Below are 18,647 nucleotides of genomic sequence, written 5' to 3'. Positions count from 1 at the left end.
CCAAACTTTGAGCAGTCCAGGCTAGTGCTGGGCTGTTCAAATTTGGGGTTGTGGCAATGTGGCGCTCCGCAAGTTTCTGTCACCTCTCCCGGCGCAGCTTAGGGAGGTCGGATCGAGCGAAGCAAGATCCGTGAGGGGGCATTCACTGTGCAAACCGCGTTCAAATGCCCAACCAGTGCGCATCGCCCCCTCCCTCGCATTCGCCTAAACGGCTCTGCTCGACCTCCCCCAAGTTCCTTGGGGGAGGTGACAGTGGACGAGAAACGGCCCAAAGAATAACGCCGAAACATCGAGTCAATACCAAATTTTGAGCAGTCCAGGCTTAGCCTAGCGTACTGCCTGGCTACCGTACTGCCTGGCTAGCGCACTGCCCGGTGCCTTACGGCCCACGGCTCACACTTGCATTGGACTTGCTGACGAGTCACTCGCTCATCTCAGCGAGATGGCTTGCTGTAGTGGCCTCAAAACGTTACCGACGAGATACTCGTCCACGAGGTCTCGGCAGAGTGCCGACAGCCGATCAAATTCGGTGGCAAAGGATTCGTCTGCGGCCAAGCTGTCGTAGCGACGAACGGTCAAGTAGACGCTCAACTGGTCGTCACCGTACTCGCCCGTACGGACTTGATAGGCCGTCGTGCGTGACTCAAAACTGACGCGGCACTGAGTGCGACAATCCTCGTCCAACGCGAACTGTAGAATTGGTTCGTGCGAGAGCAACTTAAAATACGGACTCTGTGAAAACTTTTCCAGTGCCGGTGTCATCCCCAACGCTTCGGCGAGCACTTCGTTGTGGTTGCCGCGAAAATTGAAATCGAAACCCAGCATCACGCTCAGCGATTCGCAGTCCAAGGGCGTGATCGAGAGTTCGTAGGGGATCAGCTCCAGCACCATGCGATGTTGATCCACCGCCGATTCATAAGTCTCTGGATTGACCGCGCCGCTGTTGAGTCGTTTTTGCTCAATCGAAACCCAACGGTAGGCGCCCTGGTCCTTTTCTTCCTCCAATACAAACTCGGATTTCTCTCGCGAGTAAAAATTCTGCATGGTGGGATAGCGACGACGGACTTGCTCGAAATAGTGCAACACCGACTCGCGCGACTGGGGCAGCTCCATTTCGGTGGCTAGGTTCATGTTCAGGTAGTAATCATCGCTGAAAGCGCCGTAGTCACTCATTCACAACACTCCTTCGGTTCTGCTGGCGTGCGGTTTGGTTGGCGTGTGTCTGGTTTGCGATTGAATTAGACAGCACACAGTTGAACGGACGAGTTGATTATCTCGCAGTGATTTCGACATCATCGAAAGCATTCAAATCGTCAAACGATCCGATGCCGATGCGTCCTTTACCAAACGTTTTGTCGATCACTTGCATGTGGGGTTTGCTCATGTCGTCAAAGTAAACCGCGATCATGCCGGATTTTGCGTCCCGACTGACTTTGACCCGGTGCCATTGATCATCCCAAGGTGTCAACGCTTCATTCTTGGTCAGCGCCAACCGTGGCGCTTCTTTGACGATCATGATCTGGCCGCTGTGCGGATCGGGCTTGGCCCCCAAATGCACGTAATAAAAGTGTTGATCGTCTTGGTAGTTAAAGAACACACAGCAATCGCGGTGATTGCCAGTGTCCTTGGTGCTTTTGACACGAAACGTGATGTCAAAACTCTCCAACTCCAGGTCTTTGACCAGCGCCACGTGGCCGGGACTGCGGACGGGCGGTTTGTATTTGCTGCCGCGATCTGTGATCTCGATCACGTTGGAACCATCTCGCTGAGCCAGTTTCCACGTGTCCGGGTCCAAAAACTCCCACCGATCTGTACCCTGTTCAAAATGATCCACAAAAGCGGCGTCAGGTTCGGCGGCTTGCGTCGAGTTTGTCGCGCAAATGATACAAACAAGAGTGAACACACAGAAAAAAGTAAGAACACGGGCGAATCGGAACCGAGAGAGAAAGTGCCTTGTGTCAGCAAGCGAGTCGCAACCCGACGACAAATGGAGTGATTTTCGCACGATGAATATGGACTCGGATTGAGAAAATAGCGGTAGGAAACGGTTCTGCTGAAACCGTACGGGTGATCGGCTTTCCAGACAAATTATAGACGCACAACACTGTTCTCACCATCCGACCCCCACCATCCGCCCCACGGAGTTGAAGCCACGACGACTGAAATGTCTCTTTCCGGCCGAGCCCGTCGAATTTGCAGGATTTGCACGGAGCTCCGGACCGCTGAATCGACCGATCGAAATCTTCGGCGAATCCCCTATACTTGGCAGAACGCTGGCCGCAAAACCGCACGCGTGCCTCTTTTCACCGCTGCAACCGCTGGAGCGACAGACCATGAGCAAGGACTCACTTTCCGGTCAATCTGTTCATCCGACCGAGCCGTTGTCACGCCAGAGGCCCATGGAATCTCAAATGCCTACGGAATTCTCGCCTGTCGATCCCGAATCGCTGCTGCCACGATTCGGACTCAAAAATTTTCGACCTGGACAGCGAGACGTCGTCGACACGTTGGCGGCCGGCCAAGATGTCTTGTGCGTGATGCCGACAGGAGGCGGAAAGAGCCTCTGCTATCAGTTACCCAGCCTGGCGCGACCGGGAACAACGATCGTCATCTCTCCCTTGATCGCGTTGATGAAGGATCAGGTCGACGCGTTGGAACGAATCGGCATCGCTGCGCGGCTGATCAACAGCACCCAGAGCTTGAGCGAACAAGAAGACGCGATGTCGGCAATGGCACGTGGCGAGTTGGACTTGATCTACGTCGCACCGGAGCGGTTGCGTAACGGTCGATTCCTGGAAGCCATTGCGGCGAGCAACGTGTCTCTGCTGGCGGTCGACGAAGCTCACTGTGTGAGCGAGTGGGGTCACGACTTTCGACCGGACTATTCACGGCTGGGACAAGTTCGCAAGCGATACCTCAGCGGCGTCCAAACGATCGCATTGACCGCCACCGCGACCCCGCTGGTCCGAGAAGACGTCTGCAGACTACTGGAGCTCGACAATCCACGCGTTTTTGTCACCGGATTCGCCAGAACGAATTTGCGTTTCTCCGTCAAGCACAGCAAGAGTGATTCGGAGAAAGAACGCCAGCTCACAGAATTCGTCAAGGCTCAAGAAGGCGCAGGCATCATCTACGCGGCCACACGCAAGATGTGCGAAGAGCTGGGCGAATGGTTGCCCGAAAAAACGCGTCGCCCCATCGGTGTCTATCACGGGGGAATGGAACCGCAACATCGCCGCGTGGTTCAAGAACAATTCATGTCCGGCGAGCTTTCCGCGATCGTCGCGACCAACGCGTTCGGGATGGGCATCGACAAATCCGACATCCGATACGTCGCTCACTTCCAGATGCCGGGAACGCTGGAGGCCTATTATCAAGAAGCTGGTCGCGCGGGACGGGATGGACAGTTGAGCGATTGCGCGTTGTTCTTTTCTTACCAAGATCGCTACATCCAAGAGTTCTTTATCGAAAATCGCTACCCGTCGCCCGAGACGGTTCGCAAGGTCTACGAGTACTTGCTCTCGAGACCCGAGGACCCGATCGAGTTGACGCTGGAGCAAGTTCGGACGGCGATCAAATCGAGTGACAGTAGCGAAGCGATCGGCGCATCGCAAACTCTGTTGGCCAAGGCCGGCGTGCTGAAACGATTGGACAGCAGCAACAATCAGATCCTGATCCGAATCGACAGCGACGCGCCCACATTGCTGGATTTCCTGCCTCGCGAAGCCAAAGTGCGACGCCGCGTGATGAGCGCCGTCCAACAAGTGATCGGCAAGCGACGTGGCGAAGACGTTTTTGTGCGTCCCAAACGTCTGATGGACCTCGCCAATGTCGATCGTGAAAAGCTGATGCGCAACCTTCGTGAACTCAGTCGACTGCACGCGTTCGATTACGTGCCGCCCTTTCGCGGCCGCGCCGTTCATTTCACCCAACGTGACGTCCCCTTCGAAAATCTGCAAATCGACTTCGACGAACTCGCTCGGCGAAAGGCTGCCGAGTACGACAAACTGGAGGCCGTGATTGGGTTCGCCAGGACGAGTGGATGCCGACAACGCATCATTCTGGATTACTTTGGCGACCCCGAGAGCAGCAACTGCGGTATGTGCGACCGATGCGACGTCGGTGGAGCCGACGCAAAATCAGCCGACGCATCGTCCGGCATCGGTGTCGATCCCAACGCACTATTGACCGGTGTCCGAGTCACACTCAGCGGCGTCACACGCATGCATGGCCGGTTTGGCAAGAACATGGTCGCTCAAATGCTCTCCGGTTCGCTGAACAAACGGATTCAGCAATGGAGGCTGGATCGACTGAGCACCTACGGCATGTTGTCCAAACTGAAACAGACCGAAGTGGTGGAGATCATCGACGCGCTGATCCAAACAGGCTTGGTCGAACAACGCGAAGTCGACCAAAGGCGACCGACCGTCGAGATCAGCGAAGCGGGAAAACGGGTAATGCACATGACCGATCCGCTGCCCGCTTCATTCACGCTGAAACTGGCACTCGGCAAACGTTTGGCAATGGCTGCCGCGAGCGTGGAGTCCGCTGACGTGGAGTCCGCCGACGTGGAGTCCGCTGATCGGCCTGCTGAGAACGAAACATCTGCGAGCGAAACGACCGAGACCTCGACGATGCCCGGCGATTCCCAGCCCGCTTCTGACTCCAGTGACTTGGCGGCACATGCGGCCAAAGTCATTGATGAAACGTTGGCGGGACCTGGTGGACAGGAATTCAAGACAGTTGATTTGGAGAAACTGTTGCCACCAGCCAAAAAGCTTCAACAAGAATTGGCCGAGGCGCTCAAGCGTTGGCGTCGGCGGACGGCCGCCGCACAAGGAATTCCGGCATTTCGTGTGCTGACCAACGCGACGATTGACCGGATCGCGGAGTCGGCACCGCAAACGACGGGGCAGTTGGAAGCGATCTCAGGGGTGGGCGATGCGACGATCGAGCAGTTCGGTTACGACATCTTGCAAGTCATCGCGGAGCATCAATGTGAAACCGGGCAATCTGCGCCCGAACCCACCAAGACGACTTCGTCCCAGTCCGCCCACGACCCCAAGAAAGTCCTGCGGGCTGACCCGCCCGATGCCAGCGGAAACGCCAACTCGCCCTCCACGCCGTCGCGGCCTGAATCCGCCAACGATGTCGTAAGGCCTGACGAGTACTGGACTTGGAGATTGATCCGCGATGGGTACAGCGTCGAGGAAGTGTGCCGAATCCGAGGAATCAGCGAGTCACAGGTGAATCAGCACCTGGAATCCGTTTCGCGAAACTAAAGGACAACGATACGCAGGCACCAGCAATGGGATTCGCCAGAATTCCCCAAAAAATTCTATCCGAGCTTCCCCGCGAACATTGACACGGGCATTTCGGGTATGTTTACGGCCAGACAAGAGCGGTAGCAGATCGGCAATCACCCGTGTGTGGTGTTGTTGAATTGCGTCGGAGTTCTTTTTGTTTTGCGGCTTGCCTGCCGTTAGATGACGAGGTCTCCACCGCTGAGAATGTTGGTGGTCAAACGAACTTGTGCGTTACAGGTTTCGACCACGAGACTCGATTCAAGAAAAAGTTGCGGAGAATTACGGGATGGAAGGCAAGATCAAGCGATTGACCGACAAAGGATTTGGTTTCATCGAGAGCGGCAGTGACAAGGACATGTTCTTTCACAGCTCAGCTTTGCAAGGCGTTCGTTACGACGACTTGCGCGAAGGTCAGGAAGTTACTTACGATGTCGGCCAAGGCCCCAAGGGACCTCGCGCCGAAAACGTTCAGCTCAAAGAAGACTGATCGACAGTCGCCCGCGTTCTCATTTTTTTAGGAACGCACGCTGTCACACCAGGCTTCCCTAGTCGTTGCCTCCCATTTACTCGCCCCACTACAGAGCCCGTAAAACTGTCTCTGTCGCGTCAGGCTCTCATGTGCGACGCCATCCCATTGGATGGTGTCCGCACTTCTCTTCTTGCTCTCGCTCTGAGACGCGTCGGCCTTTCCAGGCTGGACTGTTCAACGTTTGGTATTGACATTGTTTTTTCAGTCCATGTTTTTGTTCCATGCATCGCAATCAAAGTGAGCCTCAGGCGCTAGCCGTGGGCCGGCACCACAATCCGCCTCAGGCCCACGGCTAGCGCCTGAGGCTCACTGGGGCTACCGGCTGCGCCGGGAGAGGTGACAGAAACTTGCGAAAACCCAAAAAGACACAACACCAAACTTTGAGCAGTCCAGCTTAAGTCGTAACTGTTGAAGGTGCGTCTTTGCGAGACGCATTGGTTCTTGGAAACACAAAGCGTCAGCGACGTTGGATTCTGCGGGGCAATCCTGTTGGTGGCGACGATTGCGCCTGCGGCTTGTCGTTAAACGAGATTGCGTCTGAGCGAAGGATGGGCGGTCAACCGCCGCGGCGAATTTCGCTGCCTTTGAATCGAATCGAGATTCGATACACCTTCTGAATCCGGCATGTGACTTCACCGGTCTGCAAATCGATCCGTTCTGGGATCTCTCTGCGTCGCAAGTCGATCACGGCGTGAAAGCCTCGTTCTGAAAACACGTCGATCAGCATTTGCAACGCCAACGGATCGTCCAGCATTTCGTCTTCGGAGCTGATGATGGCTTGTCCAGAAATCGCATGTCGCAGCACGATCGGGACCAGCTTGCTTTCGATCAACTCGATCACTTTGTGGAACAGCGGTCCGTGCTCGTGTTCGTAGTCGTCCAATCGACTGACAAGATCTCGTCTCGCGTGCTGGGCAATGTCGCTTGCCAGCGGGATTCCGCCGATCGCATGAAACGTTCGCGGATCCAGTTCCAAGGAGCTTTGGTACTCCAGCTCCTGCAGAATGTTCTTCTGCACTTTCTTCAACGATTCTTGTGCGTTGATGAAATGGAAATGGAAGAGCTGTTTCAGCGAGACCAACGCATCGTAGGTCTTTTCTTTGAAAACCCGATATCGGTTGCGTGCCAAGGATTCGTTGAAATCCGTGGGGCGTTCTTCCCACAGCTCACCGATCCCGCTTCGTGCAACTTCCTCGTTGTGCGCGATCACTTGGCGACCACGAGCCAGTTGTCGCTTGATGCTTTCGGCTTCATCCACGAACAGCACCATGATGTGAAACACGGGCGGTTTCATCTGTGCCATGTGAGGGCTGTCCAGCAGTTCCCGCCGCAAGGCTTTCATGCGGTCGTGCAGCATCTTGAGGCACTCGACCTGGACTTTGGTACGGGGGAAACCGTCTAAGATCGCACCGGTTTGATAGGCGGGCTTGAGCAGTTCGCTCAGCACCAACGTCAATACTTCTCGGTCGCCCACCATCCCACCGATGCTCTTGATCCGTTTGGCTTCGGGGGTATCCAACAAGGCACTGACCACGATCGGCGCGGCGGCAATGTCGCGAACTTTACGGATAAAGTCCGTGTTGGTGCCTTTGCCCGCGCCGGGGGCACCACCGAGCAAGATCAACTCCGTCGGAAACCGCAGATTCAACCGTCCATGTTTCTCCTCCAAATCTTTCCAGACGGAGTGAAAGATCAGCTGGGCGTCTTTGACCTCCAGCTCATCTGATCCGGCGGCGTTACTGCGATTGCTGTTGAGTTGTGAATCCACGTCACCATCCAAGAGTGAATGAAGCCTAGTTCCGTCGCGTTGAGATCAATAGCCGCTGGGATTCGGTGTGTCGCCGATCTCGATGGGCTCCATTGCGTGCATCTGCCGAACTTCGTCCAGCATTTCTTTGGTTCGACTTGCGCCGACGCGGCTGACTCCCAGTTCGCGTACTTTGATCAAGGTTTCTGCGTCGCGGACGCCGCCGGCTGCTTTGACTTGCACGTTATCGGGCGAGTGTTTACGCATCAAAATCAAATCATCGATGGTCGCGCCGCCGGTTCCGTATCCCGTGGACGTTTTGACCCAGTCCACGCCCAGTTCGCCGCAGATTTCGCACAACCGGATCTTGTGGCTGTCTGCCAGATAGCAGTTCTCAAAAATGACTTTGACCTTTTGACCGGCGTCATGGACCGCTTCGGTCACCGCCGCGATGTCGCCACGCACGTAATCCCAGTCGCCGCTGAGCACTTTGGAAATGTTGACCACCATGTCAAATTCTTGGCATCCGTCCTTGGCCGCTTGCAACGTCTCGGCGACTTTGATCGCCGTGGTGTGACCGCCGTGAGGAAACCCGATGGTCGTGGATGCTTGCACGGTGCTGCCGGCAAGCCGCTCGGCACATCGCTTCAGATAGTACGGCATGATGCAAACACTGGCGACGTCGTAGGCCAACGCCAGATCGATCCCGGCCTCCAACGTTGCCGTATCCATGGTGGGATGCAACAGTGAATGATCGATCATCTTCGCAAGATCGGAATACGAGTGTTTCATAAGGGGGCTCCGAGGTCCAAGAAATCGCTGACAAACGTGGTGGGCGTAAATGATGCCCTCTGGATTGCTATCGCGAAAGGTCCGCAGACGGGCATCTCGACGATTCCCAAGGGAACCGCCTGTATTTTGGACACTTCTCGCTGATCGCCACCCCGCAGAACGCTCGTTGCCAGGCTCACGCCTGGGAACGCACTGCCACGGAAGCTCTGCCTCGCGAAAATCAGCGTGGTCTGGAAATGGTCAACAGATCGGCAGGCAGGAGCCTGCCAATCATTGGGTTTCCAGGCAGGAGCCTGGGAACCAGTGGTGGCGATCAGCGAGAAGTGCCGCATTTTGCCCATTTCCTCAGCCTCCAGACGTGATCCTGCGAATTCAAACTTCCGTCTATGCGTTTCGAGCCCAGATGGGGCATAATCATCGAATCTCCGAAGTGACTTCGGATCTCGCACGTGATGATTTCAGGGACGGTCCGGCATGGACGCATTGTACGACAAACAACCGGAGTTTGGGTTCGGCATCAATCCGTTGAACCCTCATGGCTCGCGCCCGATCGAGATCGTCGGAGCCAGGGATCGCGAGACATTGCGTAATGCGATCGTTCAGTCTTGCCCACGGGTGCCGGGTGTGTACGGCATGCTGGATCGATCCGGCAGCCTGATCTACGTGGGCAAGAGCAAATCATTGCGTTCCCGCTTGCTGAGCTACTTCGCCGCGTCCAACGAAGACGAAAAGGGCGGCCGGATCATTGAGAATGCGAGGGCGATTCAATGGGAGACTCAGCCCAGTGACTTTGCCGCCCTGCTGCGTGAACAGCAATTGATTCGCCAGTTCACTCCCCGCTGGAATGTGCAGGGGATTCCCAACCGCCAGCGTCCTGTCTACCTGTGCCTGGGGCGCAAAGTGCCCCAATTCTTTTTGGCGGCCGTGCCACCAGAGGAATGCATTGCGGTAGAAGGACCTTTTCATGGAGCCGGACGCATGCGGGCCGCTGTCGACACGCTCAACAAAGTCTTTCGGTTGCGGGACTGCAGCCAAAAACAGGTGTTCCGATTCGCTGAGCAGTTACAACTCTTTGAAGTCGACTATCGTCCGGGATGCTTGCGATACGAAGTGGGCACGTGCAGTGGACCGTGCGTTGCAGCCTGCACACGTGCTCAATACGACGAGCAAGTCAACGCGGCGCAGAGTTTTCTGGACGGATTCAACGACGAGCCGCTTGTCGCGATCCAAGACCAAATCGACGTTGCATCGGCCAATCGCCAGTACGAACTCGCCGGTCGCGCTCACCGAACGCTGAAAGCCGTCTCGTACGTCCACCGCAAGCTGACAATGTTGGCATCAGCGAGAAACAAGTACAACTTTATCTACAGCGTTCCCGGATACGACGGCTGTGGAACATGGTACTTGATCCACTGTGGCGAAGTCGCGGCGGTGGCAGCGGCACCACGCGACGCCAACGACTACAAACGGATGAAACCTTTGCTGGCTCAATGGTCCGCGACGTTGACCAGTTCGATTCAACGAGGCCATGGCCCGTTTCCACAAACACTTTCCATCGTCGCCTCCTGGTATCGCAAACAAAAGGACGAACTCGGCCGCACGTTTGCTCCCGAGCAAGCCGGCCACAAGTACCACCGCCAATCCCACGTCGCCTGACCCTCCACTGGCGCGCGGTTGATTTGGTGAGCCGCAGACGCGTGAGCGACCGGGATTTATGGTGAAGTCGCGTCACATCTCGTCCCATCGGGGCACAAGGCGAATGACTTGCGTTTGGGCGGATGGTGGTGTTCGTTTTCGACTAGGAAAGTCGAACGACAATCGTCGCTCGACTTTCCAAGTCGATAGCGTGCCACGTCAAGCGTTTCGCCATCCCCAATCATTGACTTAAGACGGCTTGACCGGCACTCGCCGCTGCGTCAGTCGATCAGCGGCGGTCACCCATGTAGCGGAACACGTAGTACGCCAGCGTCATGATGGCTTGCAAGGTCCCCGCAACGTACGTCAACGCGGCCGCATTGAGCACCTTGGCCACGTACTGTTCTTCGCGGTCCGCGATCAAGCCCAACTCGGTCAGCTGGCGGCGAGCACGCGCGCTGGCGTCGAACTCAACGGGCAAGTTCACGACTTGAAAGAACACGACGCAGGCGAACAGGATGATGCCGATCAGCAACAGCGGCTTGAGATGAAACATCAGACCCAACAGCGCCATCGTTCCGCCGAAACCGCCGCCGAAGTTCGCTGCAGGGACCGCAAGGTTTCGGATCACAAGCGGCGCGTACTGTTTGGCATCTTGGAACGCATGCCCGGCTTCGTGGCACGCCACGCCCAGGGCTGCCATCGAGCGACCGTTGTAAACATCTGGACTCAATCGCAATACCTTCGACCGAGGGTCGTAGTGATCGCTCAAGTGCCCGGGGACTTGTTCGATGCCGACGCTGTGCAATCCACCCGAATCCAGCATCCGGCGTGCGGCTTGCGCTCCGCTCATCCGCGCCGGCACTTGGCTCATCGCAGCAAACGTACTCTTCACTCGGTACTGAGCAAACAGCCCCAGCAGCAACGGAGGAATGATGAACAGAAAGTACCATGGGTCGAAAAACATCGTTATCTCGTTTGTATGTCTGATGACTTGAGCGTGGGTGCTCAGTTTGGATTCGGACGGACTGGGTGTTGATTCGTTCCCGCACCGTAAAACTTGGCAGTTGCGGCGTGCGGCTGACCACGTGAATGCAATTTTTAGACCAAAATTGGTGCAGCGGTCGCAATTCCGCGTTTTTTGGGGCGATCGATGGACCGTCGTCAGAGGTAGATCCCTCGCTTACGCGTCGGGTTATGAAAAACAATCTTTCGATGCGGAACGATTGTTGAACAGTGTCTAGCGTTTTATCTGGCTGGGCTGTTGGCGGGATTGTCGTGATGCGATCAGCAGTTGGATCGCGTCGTAACAGGCATGCGTTGCGATCGGGATCAACAGGCTGCCTGTTGCCAGCATCAGGAATGCAAAGTACACACCCATAAATCCGGCGAGCACCACGTACAGTTTGGTGATGGGGTGAACCAATCCGAACAGGATCGATGATCCGATGATGGACGCACCAATGGCGATCGTCGGCTGTTCCAATACGTTGCTGCCACCGGCAAGGAACGGCAGCAACCAACCGCGAAACAAGAGTTCTTCGCCCACGCCGGCACAAGCACTGATGACGATCAGTTCGATGGGAGTCAGGCGTAGCAAGGCCTTCATCGTGTCGTCTTCGGATAACCGAGTGATTTCACGAATCGGCTCGAATGGCAGTCGCAACAGCAAAGCGACGAGAGCGACCATGGGTAGGGAGGCGGCGCATCCGATCAGAATTTGCCAAAGCAGCAAACCCACGGAATCGTTGCTCAACTGTGGCAGCAACTCTCTCGCATCGGGGCCAATGATCCAGCCGACGATCAGTGCGATCAAACCCAGACCGATCTCAAACGTGGTCGCCCACAGAAAAACCGTCGTCGGATCATGGGGGGCGTTCTTTTCGTGATCGTCGAAATCCAACATGGCTCCTTTGTGGTGAGGGGTGGCGAAGGTAAACAGAGTTTAGCAGCTTTTGTCGTCGGGAAACGGCCGAGGAGGATTGGTATTTCGTCAGGAAACGCATGCAAGAGGGAATTCTGGCGAATCCCATTACGAGTAGCAGTTGGAGTCCAGGCTTCAGCCGCTCGCGCGCACCTCTCCCTGTTGCACCAGCCGGCCAACAGGCTCAAGGAATTCTGGCGAATCCCATTACCGGAAAGGCGAATACCAAAACACTAAGTGCCACGGCGGTTGCCGTACCAAAACACTAAGTGCCACGGCGGTTGCCGTACCAAAACACTAAGTGCCACGGCGGTTGCCGTACCAGCGAATCTGCATTCGGTCGCAATAGCGATAGCCTTGCGAATGAGCCCACGGGGTGAGCCAACTCGCCGCGGCATCGAGCGATTCGTTCGTGCTGCCTTGGGGCATGATCCAGACATCGTCCGGTTCGACTTGCAACAAACGCACGACCTCATCGACTTCGTCAAACTCATCCCGCGAGTCCACCACAAATTTCACTTGGAACGCTTTGGACACCTCGATCAATCGTCGCATCGTGTCGATCGGCATCCTTCTTCGTTCATGCAGTTCATTCCAGCGTGGATGATCGGACGCGTCGGGAACACTGGCGGCCAGTTTGGGGCTCAGCGACAGCAGATCATAGGCGATGTCGCGAAAAATCGTTCCCGCCGTTTCCACGGTCAGGTGGAGTCCGGTGGCGGCGAATTGCTGAGTCAAGGCGACGCAGGACTCGGGCAGCAACGGTTCGCCACCGGTCAGGACCACGTGGCGACATCCGGACTGGACTGCTTGTTGCACGAGTGAGTCGATGGAGTGAGACTCGCCGACGGGATTCCACGATGCATAGGGTGTGTCGCAAAACCAGCATCGCAGATTGCAGCCGCTGGTCCGCACGAAAAAACTCTCCACGCCCGTCAATTTGCCTTCGCCTTGACGGCTGGTGAAGGTTTCCGCAACGCGCACCGTCCCCCTGGTCGCGCGGGGCGACGTATGTGAGAATCCGGTCTGATCAAAAGGAGAATTCAAAATTGAGCGACAACAGTCATTTCCGCGAGACGCTGGAAGTCTTTGACAATCCCAGCCCGGCACGAAATTTTACCATCCAACACCACTGTCCGGAATTCACGTCGGTCTGCCCCAAGACGGGCCAACCGGACTACGGAAAAATCATTTTCACCTATGTGCCCGACAAAGTCTGCGTCGAGCTCAAGAGCCTGAAAATGTATCTGCAGCTGTTCCGCAACGAAGGGATCTTCTACGAAGCGGTGACCAACCGCATCATGGATGACTTCGTCGCCGTTGTGAAGCCAAGGCAAGTGACGGTGGAAAGCCAGTGGACGCCCCGTGGCGGGCTGCACAGCAATATCATCGTCCAGTATCCCGAGGATTGATCGAGCCGATCAGCACCCGGTCGTACAACACCCCGGTCGTACTTCATTCCCTACTTCTTTCGCCGAAAACAGATTTTCCCGACATGTCTAACACGCCCCCCGTCTTGCTCAGTGGATTTGCCGACGAAGCAGCCAACGAGAAACTGGCCGTTCAGCAGTACTCGGCTTTTGCGGCCGTCGGTCTACGGTACTACTCGATCCGATTCATCGACGCCGGCGAAGGCATCAAGAACGTGATGGCGTTGTCCGATCCGGAAATCCAACACCTGGTCAAAATGCAAGGCGACTACGGGCTAAAGGTCAGCAGCATTGGATCGCCGATCGGCAAGGTCAAGCTGCAAGACGTCGACGACGGAACGAGCAACAAGTTCGTTCCGTTCAAGCAGTACTTGGCCGAAGACGTCGCGACAGCTTGCGATCGCGCTGAAGCTTTCGGGGCAAAATTGATTCGCGGCTTTGCGTTCTACCATCCCAAGGGCACTGACCCCGCAGATCACGTCGACCAAGTTGCCGATCAGTTGGGACAAATCGCCGAAATCTGCGATAAACGAGGTTTGACATTCGGTCTGGAGGTCGAAGCCAACTTGGTCGGACAAACCGGTGATTTGCTCAAAGTGATCGCGGAAAAAGTGAACCACCCAGCGATGCTGACGATCTTTGACGGTGGCAATATCGTCACGCAAGGATTCACGGCCGACGAAACCTTTGCCCAGTACGTCGCGATGAAACCCAGCTTGGGATGGCTGCACATCAAGGATTACCATGATCCGTCGCCCACCGGTCGTATTGAGCATGTGGACGAAGCCAGCTTGGCGAATTTCGTACCGGCCGACATGGGTGACAGTGGGCACGAAGCCATCTTGAGGGACCTAAGGGATTACTTGCCCGAAGTGCACGCCCGCATGACGGCACGCGGCGCCGATGGCGTGTTCATCGACATGGAGCCGCACGTCAAAGGCGGCGGTCAGTTCGGCGGCTTCAGCGGCCCCGATGGTTTCGGCGTTGCGCTCCGCGGACTGTGCCGTGTGCTCGATTACGTGCAAATCCCCTACTCCCTGAGAACCTTTGCGGACATCAAAGGATGACCCAAAAATCCCCGGAGTCTCGGATCACCGAATTGGAGATCCAATTGGCCCATTTGCAGCACCACTGCGACCAGTTGGATGAGGTGTTGACGGAGCAGGGCAAGATCCAGGATCGCATGGTCCGGCAGCTCAAAAAGTTGCTGGATACCGTGGATCGCCTCAAAAACAAAGACGGCGGTGAGGAATCCGACCCGCTGAGCGAAAAACCGCCGCACTACTAGTGCATCGTCCGGTCTTGATTTTGGGGTTAGCCGTTTTGGCGATAGCCACGGTTGTGTCACGAAAACCGTGGCTAACGCCAAAACGGCTCATCTACCGAACCCACGTTCTAAGACTGGACGATGCACTAGTGTCCAAATCGAGCCAAACGGCGAAATCGGGCCGGAAACGGCCCACTGGGGATCGAAAACACCTCATTTTCGGCAAAATGCGTCGAAATCGGGCTTCCGGATTCTGCCGAAACGTGGCTTCTGCTCGATGCTTTCCGCTTGGTGCCAGGCTATGGGGGAAGTATGATGAGGGTGTTGACAGATTGAGCAGTTGCCCCCTGGGGAATCGGTCTGGTCCCGCTTTCGAGCGCGACTGGCATCCGGTTGGGCGGACCAACTCTCTACGCCTCCTCTGTCAACAATGGCTCTGTCAACACTGGTCAGAACTGACGGATGAATCGCGTTGATGACGATTCATCTGATGCAGTTCAACGCATCACCTGCTGATCTCGCAAATGCACTTGTCCGCTGCGAGGCGAACCCACGAAAAGGAACGTGAACGTGTCCCAACTCCCCCAACTGAATCTCCGACGCTGCTTCTTGTGCGGCATCGCCGCTCTGTCAATCGGCGCTCTGTTTGCCCCATCATCCGACGCCGCTGATAGCCGACGCGATGAAAATGCCGAGCAAGCAGAAATGTTTGCGGCGATCGACGCTGGTCAAATCGATGTCAAGTTCATCCCGATGAATGCGACGGCAGCCAACGTCTTGGTTCGCAACCTGACCGACAAACCGCTGAACATTCAGCTCCCCGCTCGCTTTGCCGGTGTTCCCATCGACGCACAGTTTGGTGGCGGCGGCATGGGTGGTATGGGTGGTGGCGGCATGGGAGGCATGGGCGGCGGCGGAATGGGCGGCATGGGCGGCGGCGGTGGTCAATCCATGGGCGGCGGCATGGGCGGCGGCGGCATGGGCGGCATGGGCGGTGGTGGAATGGGCGGCATGGGCGGCGGCATGATGCGTGTCGGTCCCGAACGTCAACAAAAAATCGCCGTGCAAACCGTTTGCCTGGAGCATGGCAAGCCGGACCCGAACCCAAAGATGGCATACAAGATCGTTCCTCTGGACCAGTTCACCAAGGACGCCCGTGTGCACGTGATCTGCGAAGCCTTGGGAAATCGCCAAGTGACTCAAAACACCGCGCAAGCCGCAACGTGGCACTTCACCGACAACCTGTCGTGGGAAAAACTGGCGGAAAAGAATCGCGTGGAAAGCAAGTACACCGGCAACATTCCGTTCTTCTCGCCTCTCGAACTGCGTACCGCCGTGGCGGTAGCAGCCGAAGCAACCCGGTTGGCTGAAGAACGCAAGGTTCCCGAAAGCGAATCCGTCTCCAGCGAGTCAAACGACTCCTGATCTGGTATCCGAATCCCAAACGGTTCGTTGATTTAGTACGCGTTGGGGATTTGATGACTGGAGGATGGGCACTCTTGACCGTCTGTGTATTGAGTGTCGGCCAAAAGTGGCCAACCTACGACTAAATCATCGGCCCACTGGGCTGTTCAAAAACGGCGTCGACGTGATGTTTCGGCATTGGTCTTGAGCCATTTCTTGTCCACGGTCACCTCCCTCAAGGAACTTGGGGGAGGTCGAGCAGAGCCCTTTAGGCGAATGCGAGGGAGGGGGCCTGTCTGCGCAAGCGAGCGTTTGGCGATGGCAAAACGTTTGACGGCGCACGCTATCGACTTGGAAAGTCGAGCGACAATTGTCGTTCGACAACCCCCAGTGAGCCTCAGGCGCTAGCCGTGGGCCTGAGGCGTATTGTGGTGCCGGCCCACGGCTAGCGTCTGAGGCTCACTTTGATTGCGATGCATGGAACGAAAACATGGACTGAAAAAACAATGTCAATCCCAAATCTTGATCAGTCCAGGATTAGCGTCTGACGGTGGCATCTTGATCTGTATCGACTCGGTCTGGGAATGTCAGTTCAGATGTCGCGGCGCCGTTGGTACTGTGGTTGAGGTAAGTGTAACCGGCGAGCGCTTTTTCGAACGCACGGATCGTCTGGCCTGCTTGTTGGTTGTTGATCAACTTGTCTGAAATCGCGTCCTCCACCGATCCTTGGATGTTTTCGATCAGCTCGCGGTCGTCGTATTGGACATAACTGAGGACTTCAGAAATCGTGTCGCCTTTCACGATCGATTTCACTTTGACTTCCCCGTTTTGGCAGTCCACGTGAACCGCGTGGGTGTCACCGAACAAGTTGTGCAGATCGCCCAGGATCTCTTGGTAGGCACCGACCATGAACACCGCCATTTGATACGGCTTGCCGGATTGCAGCGAATGCAGCTTCAGCGTCTTGCCGCGTCCTTCCTCGCAGACAAACGAGTCGACTTTGCCGTCACTATCGCAAGTGATATCGCCCAGGACCGCGTTCCTCGTGGGAGCTTCGTCCAGCCGGTGGATCGGCATGATGGGGAACAACTGATCGATCGCCCACGCGTCGGGCATTGATTGGAAGAGCGAAAAATTCACGAAATAGATATCGGACAGCAAGCGATCCAGATGCTTCAGCTCCGATGAGATGCCGTCGCTTTTCTCTGACATGTCGCGAATTCGGTGGCAAAGCGCGAAATACAGGTTTTCCGCAGCGACACGCTGTTCCAATGGCAAGTAACCGCCGCTGAACAGATTCATGCAGAGGTCCAATGAAACTTGTGCGTCGTGGAACGACTCCATCACGTTGGCTTCGGTCAAGTTCTTGTAGGCAAACCAAAGGTCGTGAACCGGTTGTTCGAATTCCTCCGGGATCGAGTCGCTTTGCGGATCACCGGTCTTGGGGTCGCTGCCGGGTTCGGACGGAATCAGCGCCGTTCCGGGCGCGTTGTGAAACGGCGTTCCTTGTGAGGTCACGCCCAATGTGTCCATGATCAGGACGCTGTGTTGAGCCGTGATCGCACGACCGCTTTCGGAGATCAGTTGCGGGTGCGGCACCTCGGCTTCGTCACACACGCTTTGAATGTGATACACGACGTCGTTGGCGTACTCTTGGATGCTGTAGTTCATGCTCGAATCGGTGTCGGTTCGAGTTCCGTCGTAATCAACTCCGAGACCACCGCCGACGTCGAGGTAGCCCATTCCTGCTCCACGTCGTTTCAAGTCGACGTAGATCCGGGCGGCTTCCAAGATCGCGGCTTTGAGTTGACGGATGTTTCCGATTTGGCTGCCGACGTGGAAGTGCAGCAGTTGGAAACAGTCGGCCAAGTCCATCGCAATCAGTCGGTCGAGAGCGAACAGGATTTCGGCAACGGTCAGGCCGAACTTGCTGCGATAGCCCCCGCTGGCTTGCCATCGTCCGGTTCCGCGAGTGGCGAGTTTGACCCGCATGCCGAAGGTCGGACGCACGCCGACCTCCGATGCCACGCGGAGGATCAAGTCCAACTCGGACGCTTTCTCGATCACCGGCAGCACGGTTCGACCGAGCCGTTGAGCCATCATCGCCAGACGAATGAACTCTTCGTCTTTGAATCCGTTGCAGACAATCGGAACGGATGGGTCGCTCATCGCGACGGCGGCGAGCAGCTCGGGTTTGCTGCCGGCTTCGATTCCGAAGCCCAACTTGGCACCCTCGGCCGCAATCTGCTGGACGACTTCACGCTGCTGATTCACCTTGATCGGGAAAACACAACGATATCGGTTTCCGTAGGCGTGATCCTCGATGGCTTTGGCAAAGCAATCATTGAGGCAGTGCAGTCGATCACGCAGAATCCCGTTGAAGCGAATCAGGATGGGAAGTTGCAGCCCGCGGTCGCTGAGGCTATCCACCAAGGATTTGAGATCAATGGTCGATTCTGGCGTCCGATCAGGGGAGACCTGTACCGTGCCTTGCTGGGAGATGGAGAAATACCCATCTCCCCAGCGATCAATACCATATTCACGGGCGGCGTCGTGGATCGTCCACCGATCCTGGTCGGATTGCTTCAACGGATTCTCATTTCGATGGAGAGG

General features: G+C 56.3%; 15 protein-coding genes. 7 read left to right on the top strand and 8 right to left on the bottom strand.

Translation table 11 applies throughout. From position 1 onward, the window contains the following. Positions 1–429: 429 nt before the first annotated feature. Positions 430–1,173 carry a hypothetical protein gene (locus tag Pla52nx_RS16105; RefSeq protein WP_146522685.1) on the bottom strand — a complete coding sequence of 248 codons (744 nt, stop codon included), beginning with the start codon at positions 1,171–1,173 and terminating at the stop codon, positions 430–432. Positions 1,174–1,270: 97 nt separating this feature from the next. Beyond that, positions 1,271–1,882, bottom strand: coding sequence for a hypothetical protein (locus tag Pla52nx_RS16100; RefSeq protein ID WP_146522808.1), 612 nt, complete (start codon positions 1,880–1,882; stop codon positions 1,271–1,273). A gap of 529 nt (positions 1,883–2,411) precedes the next feature. On the opposite strand from Pla52nx_RS16100, the gene Pla52nx_RS16095 reads away from it, so the two are divergent. Together Pla52nx_RS16095 and Pla52nx_RS16090 are read left to right on the top strand one after the other, a co-directional pair. Then, positions 2,412–5,282 carry an ATP-dependent DNA helicase RecQ gene (locus Pla52nx_RS16095; RefSeq protein ID WP_231742501.1) on the top strand — a complete coding sequence of 957 codons (2,871 nt, stop codon included), beginning with the start codon at positions 2,412–2,414 and terminating at the stop codon, positions 5,280–5,282. 250 nt (positions 5,283–5,532) lie between these two features. Next, entirely contained in the window at positions 5,533–5,793 is a 261-nt protein-coding gene (locus Pla52nx_RS16090; RefSeq protein ID WP_425289850.1) for a cold-shock protein, read from the top strand. Positions 5,794–6,391: 598 nt separating this feature from the next. On the opposite strand, the gene Pla52nx_RS16085 is transcribed toward Pla52nx_RS16090, so the two are convergent. Both Pla52nx_RS16085 and deoC read right to left on the bottom strand, forming a co-directional pair. Next, complete coding sequence (locus Pla52nx_RS16085; RefSeq protein WP_146522684.1) at positions 6,392–7,603, bottom strand: nucleoside monophosphate kinase; 1,212 nt, start codon at positions 7,601–7,603, stop codon at positions 6,392–6,394. A 45-nt stretch (positions 7,604–7,648) separates the two neighbouring features. Then, positions 7,649–8,374: a deoxyribose-phosphate aldolase gene (gene deoC, locus Pla52nx_RS16080; RefSeq protein WP_146522683.1), complete on the bottom strand. Its 726-nt coding sequence runs from the start codon at positions 8,372–8,374 to the stop codon at positions 7,649–7,651. A gap of 474 nt (positions 8,375–8,848) precedes the next feature. On the opposite strand from deoC, the gene Pla52nx_RS16075 reads away from it, so the two are divergent. Further along, positions 8,849–10,030, top strand: a complete 1,182-nt coding sequence (locus Pla52nx_RS16075) for a GIY-YIG nuclease family protein (RefSeq protein ID WP_146522682.1) — start codon at positions 8,849–8,851, stop codon at positions 10,028–10,030. A 268-nt stretch (positions 10,031–10,298) separates the two neighbouring features. On the opposite strand, the gene Pla52nx_RS16070 is transcribed toward Pla52nx_RS16075, so the two are convergent. The 3 genes from Pla52nx_RS16070 to Pla52nx_RS16060 form a co-directional block, all read right to left on the bottom strand. After that, positions 10,299–10,976 carry a zinc metallopeptidase gene (locus tag Pla52nx_RS16070; RefSeq protein WP_146522681.1) on the bottom strand — a complete coding sequence of 226 codons (678 nt, stop codon included), beginning with the start codon at positions 10,974–10,976 and terminating at the stop codon, positions 10,299–10,301. A gap of 273 nt (positions 10,977–11,249) precedes the next feature. Further along, positions 11,250–11,915, bottom strand: coding sequence for a CPBP family intramembrane glutamic endopeptidase (locus tag Pla52nx_RS16065; protein WP_146522680.1), 666 nt, complete (start codon positions 11,913–11,915; stop codon positions 11,250–11,252). A 315-nt stretch (positions 11,916–12,230) separates the two neighbouring features. Then, a complete protein-coding gene (locus Pla52nx_RS16060) occupies positions 12,231–12,917 on the bottom strand; it encodes a 7-carboxy-7-deazaguanine synthase QueE (RefSeq protein WP_231742500.1) in 687 nt (228 codons plus the stop codon). A gap of 65 nt (positions 12,918–12,982) precedes the next feature. Here Pla52nx_RS16060 and queF point away from each other — a divergent pair, with 65 nt between their 5' ends. From queF to Pla52nx_RS16040, 4 genes are all read left to right on the top strand, one after another. Further along, positions 12,983–13,345 (top strand): preQ(1) synthase, encoded by a 363-nt coding sequence (gene queF / locus Pla52nx_RS16055; RefSeq protein WP_231742499.1) that lies wholly within the window; start codon positions 12,983–12,985, stop codon positions 13,343–13,345. An 83-nt stretch (positions 13,346–13,428) separates the two neighbouring features. After that, positions 13,429–14,430, top strand: a complete 1,002-nt coding sequence (locus Pla52nx_RS16050) for a sugar phosphate isomerase/epimerase family protein (protein ID WP_146522679.1) — start codon at positions 13,429–13,431, stop codon at positions 14,428–14,430. Continuing rightward, entirely contained in the window at positions 14,427–14,651 is a 225-nt protein-coding gene (locus Pla52nx_RS16045) for a SlyX family protein (RefSeq protein ID WP_146522678.1), read from the top strand. Before Pla52nx_RS16050 ends, Pla52nx_RS16045 begins: the two co-directional genes overlap by 4 nt. A gap of 549 nt (positions 14,652–15,200) precedes the next feature. Beyond that, the gene (locus Pla52nx_RS16040; RefSeq protein ID WP_231742497.1) at positions 15,201–16,055 is read left to right on the top strand and encodes a hypothetical protein; all 855 of its coding nucleotides are present in this window, start codon (positions 15,201–15,203) and stop codon (positions 16,053–16,055) included. 516 nt (positions 16,056–16,571) lie between these two features. Here the strand turns inward: Pla52nx_RS16040 and speA are convergent. Further along, positions 16,572–18,623 (bottom strand): biosynthetic arginine decarboxylase, encoded by a 2,052-nt coding sequence (gene speA / locus Pla52nx_RS16035; protein ID WP_146522677.1) that lies wholly within the window; start codon positions 18,621–18,623, stop codon positions 16,572–16,574. Positions 18,624–18,647: the final 24 nt, after the last annotated feature.

This window comes from Stieleria varia (assembly GCF_038443385.1).
Taxonomy (GTDB): domain Bacteria; phylum Planctomycetota; class Planctomycetia; order Pirellulales; family Pirellulaceae; genus Stieleria; species Stieleria varia.
The sequence above is the reverse complement of the archived record's forward strand: the minus strand, read 5'-3'. Positions and strand labels throughout refer to the sequence as shown.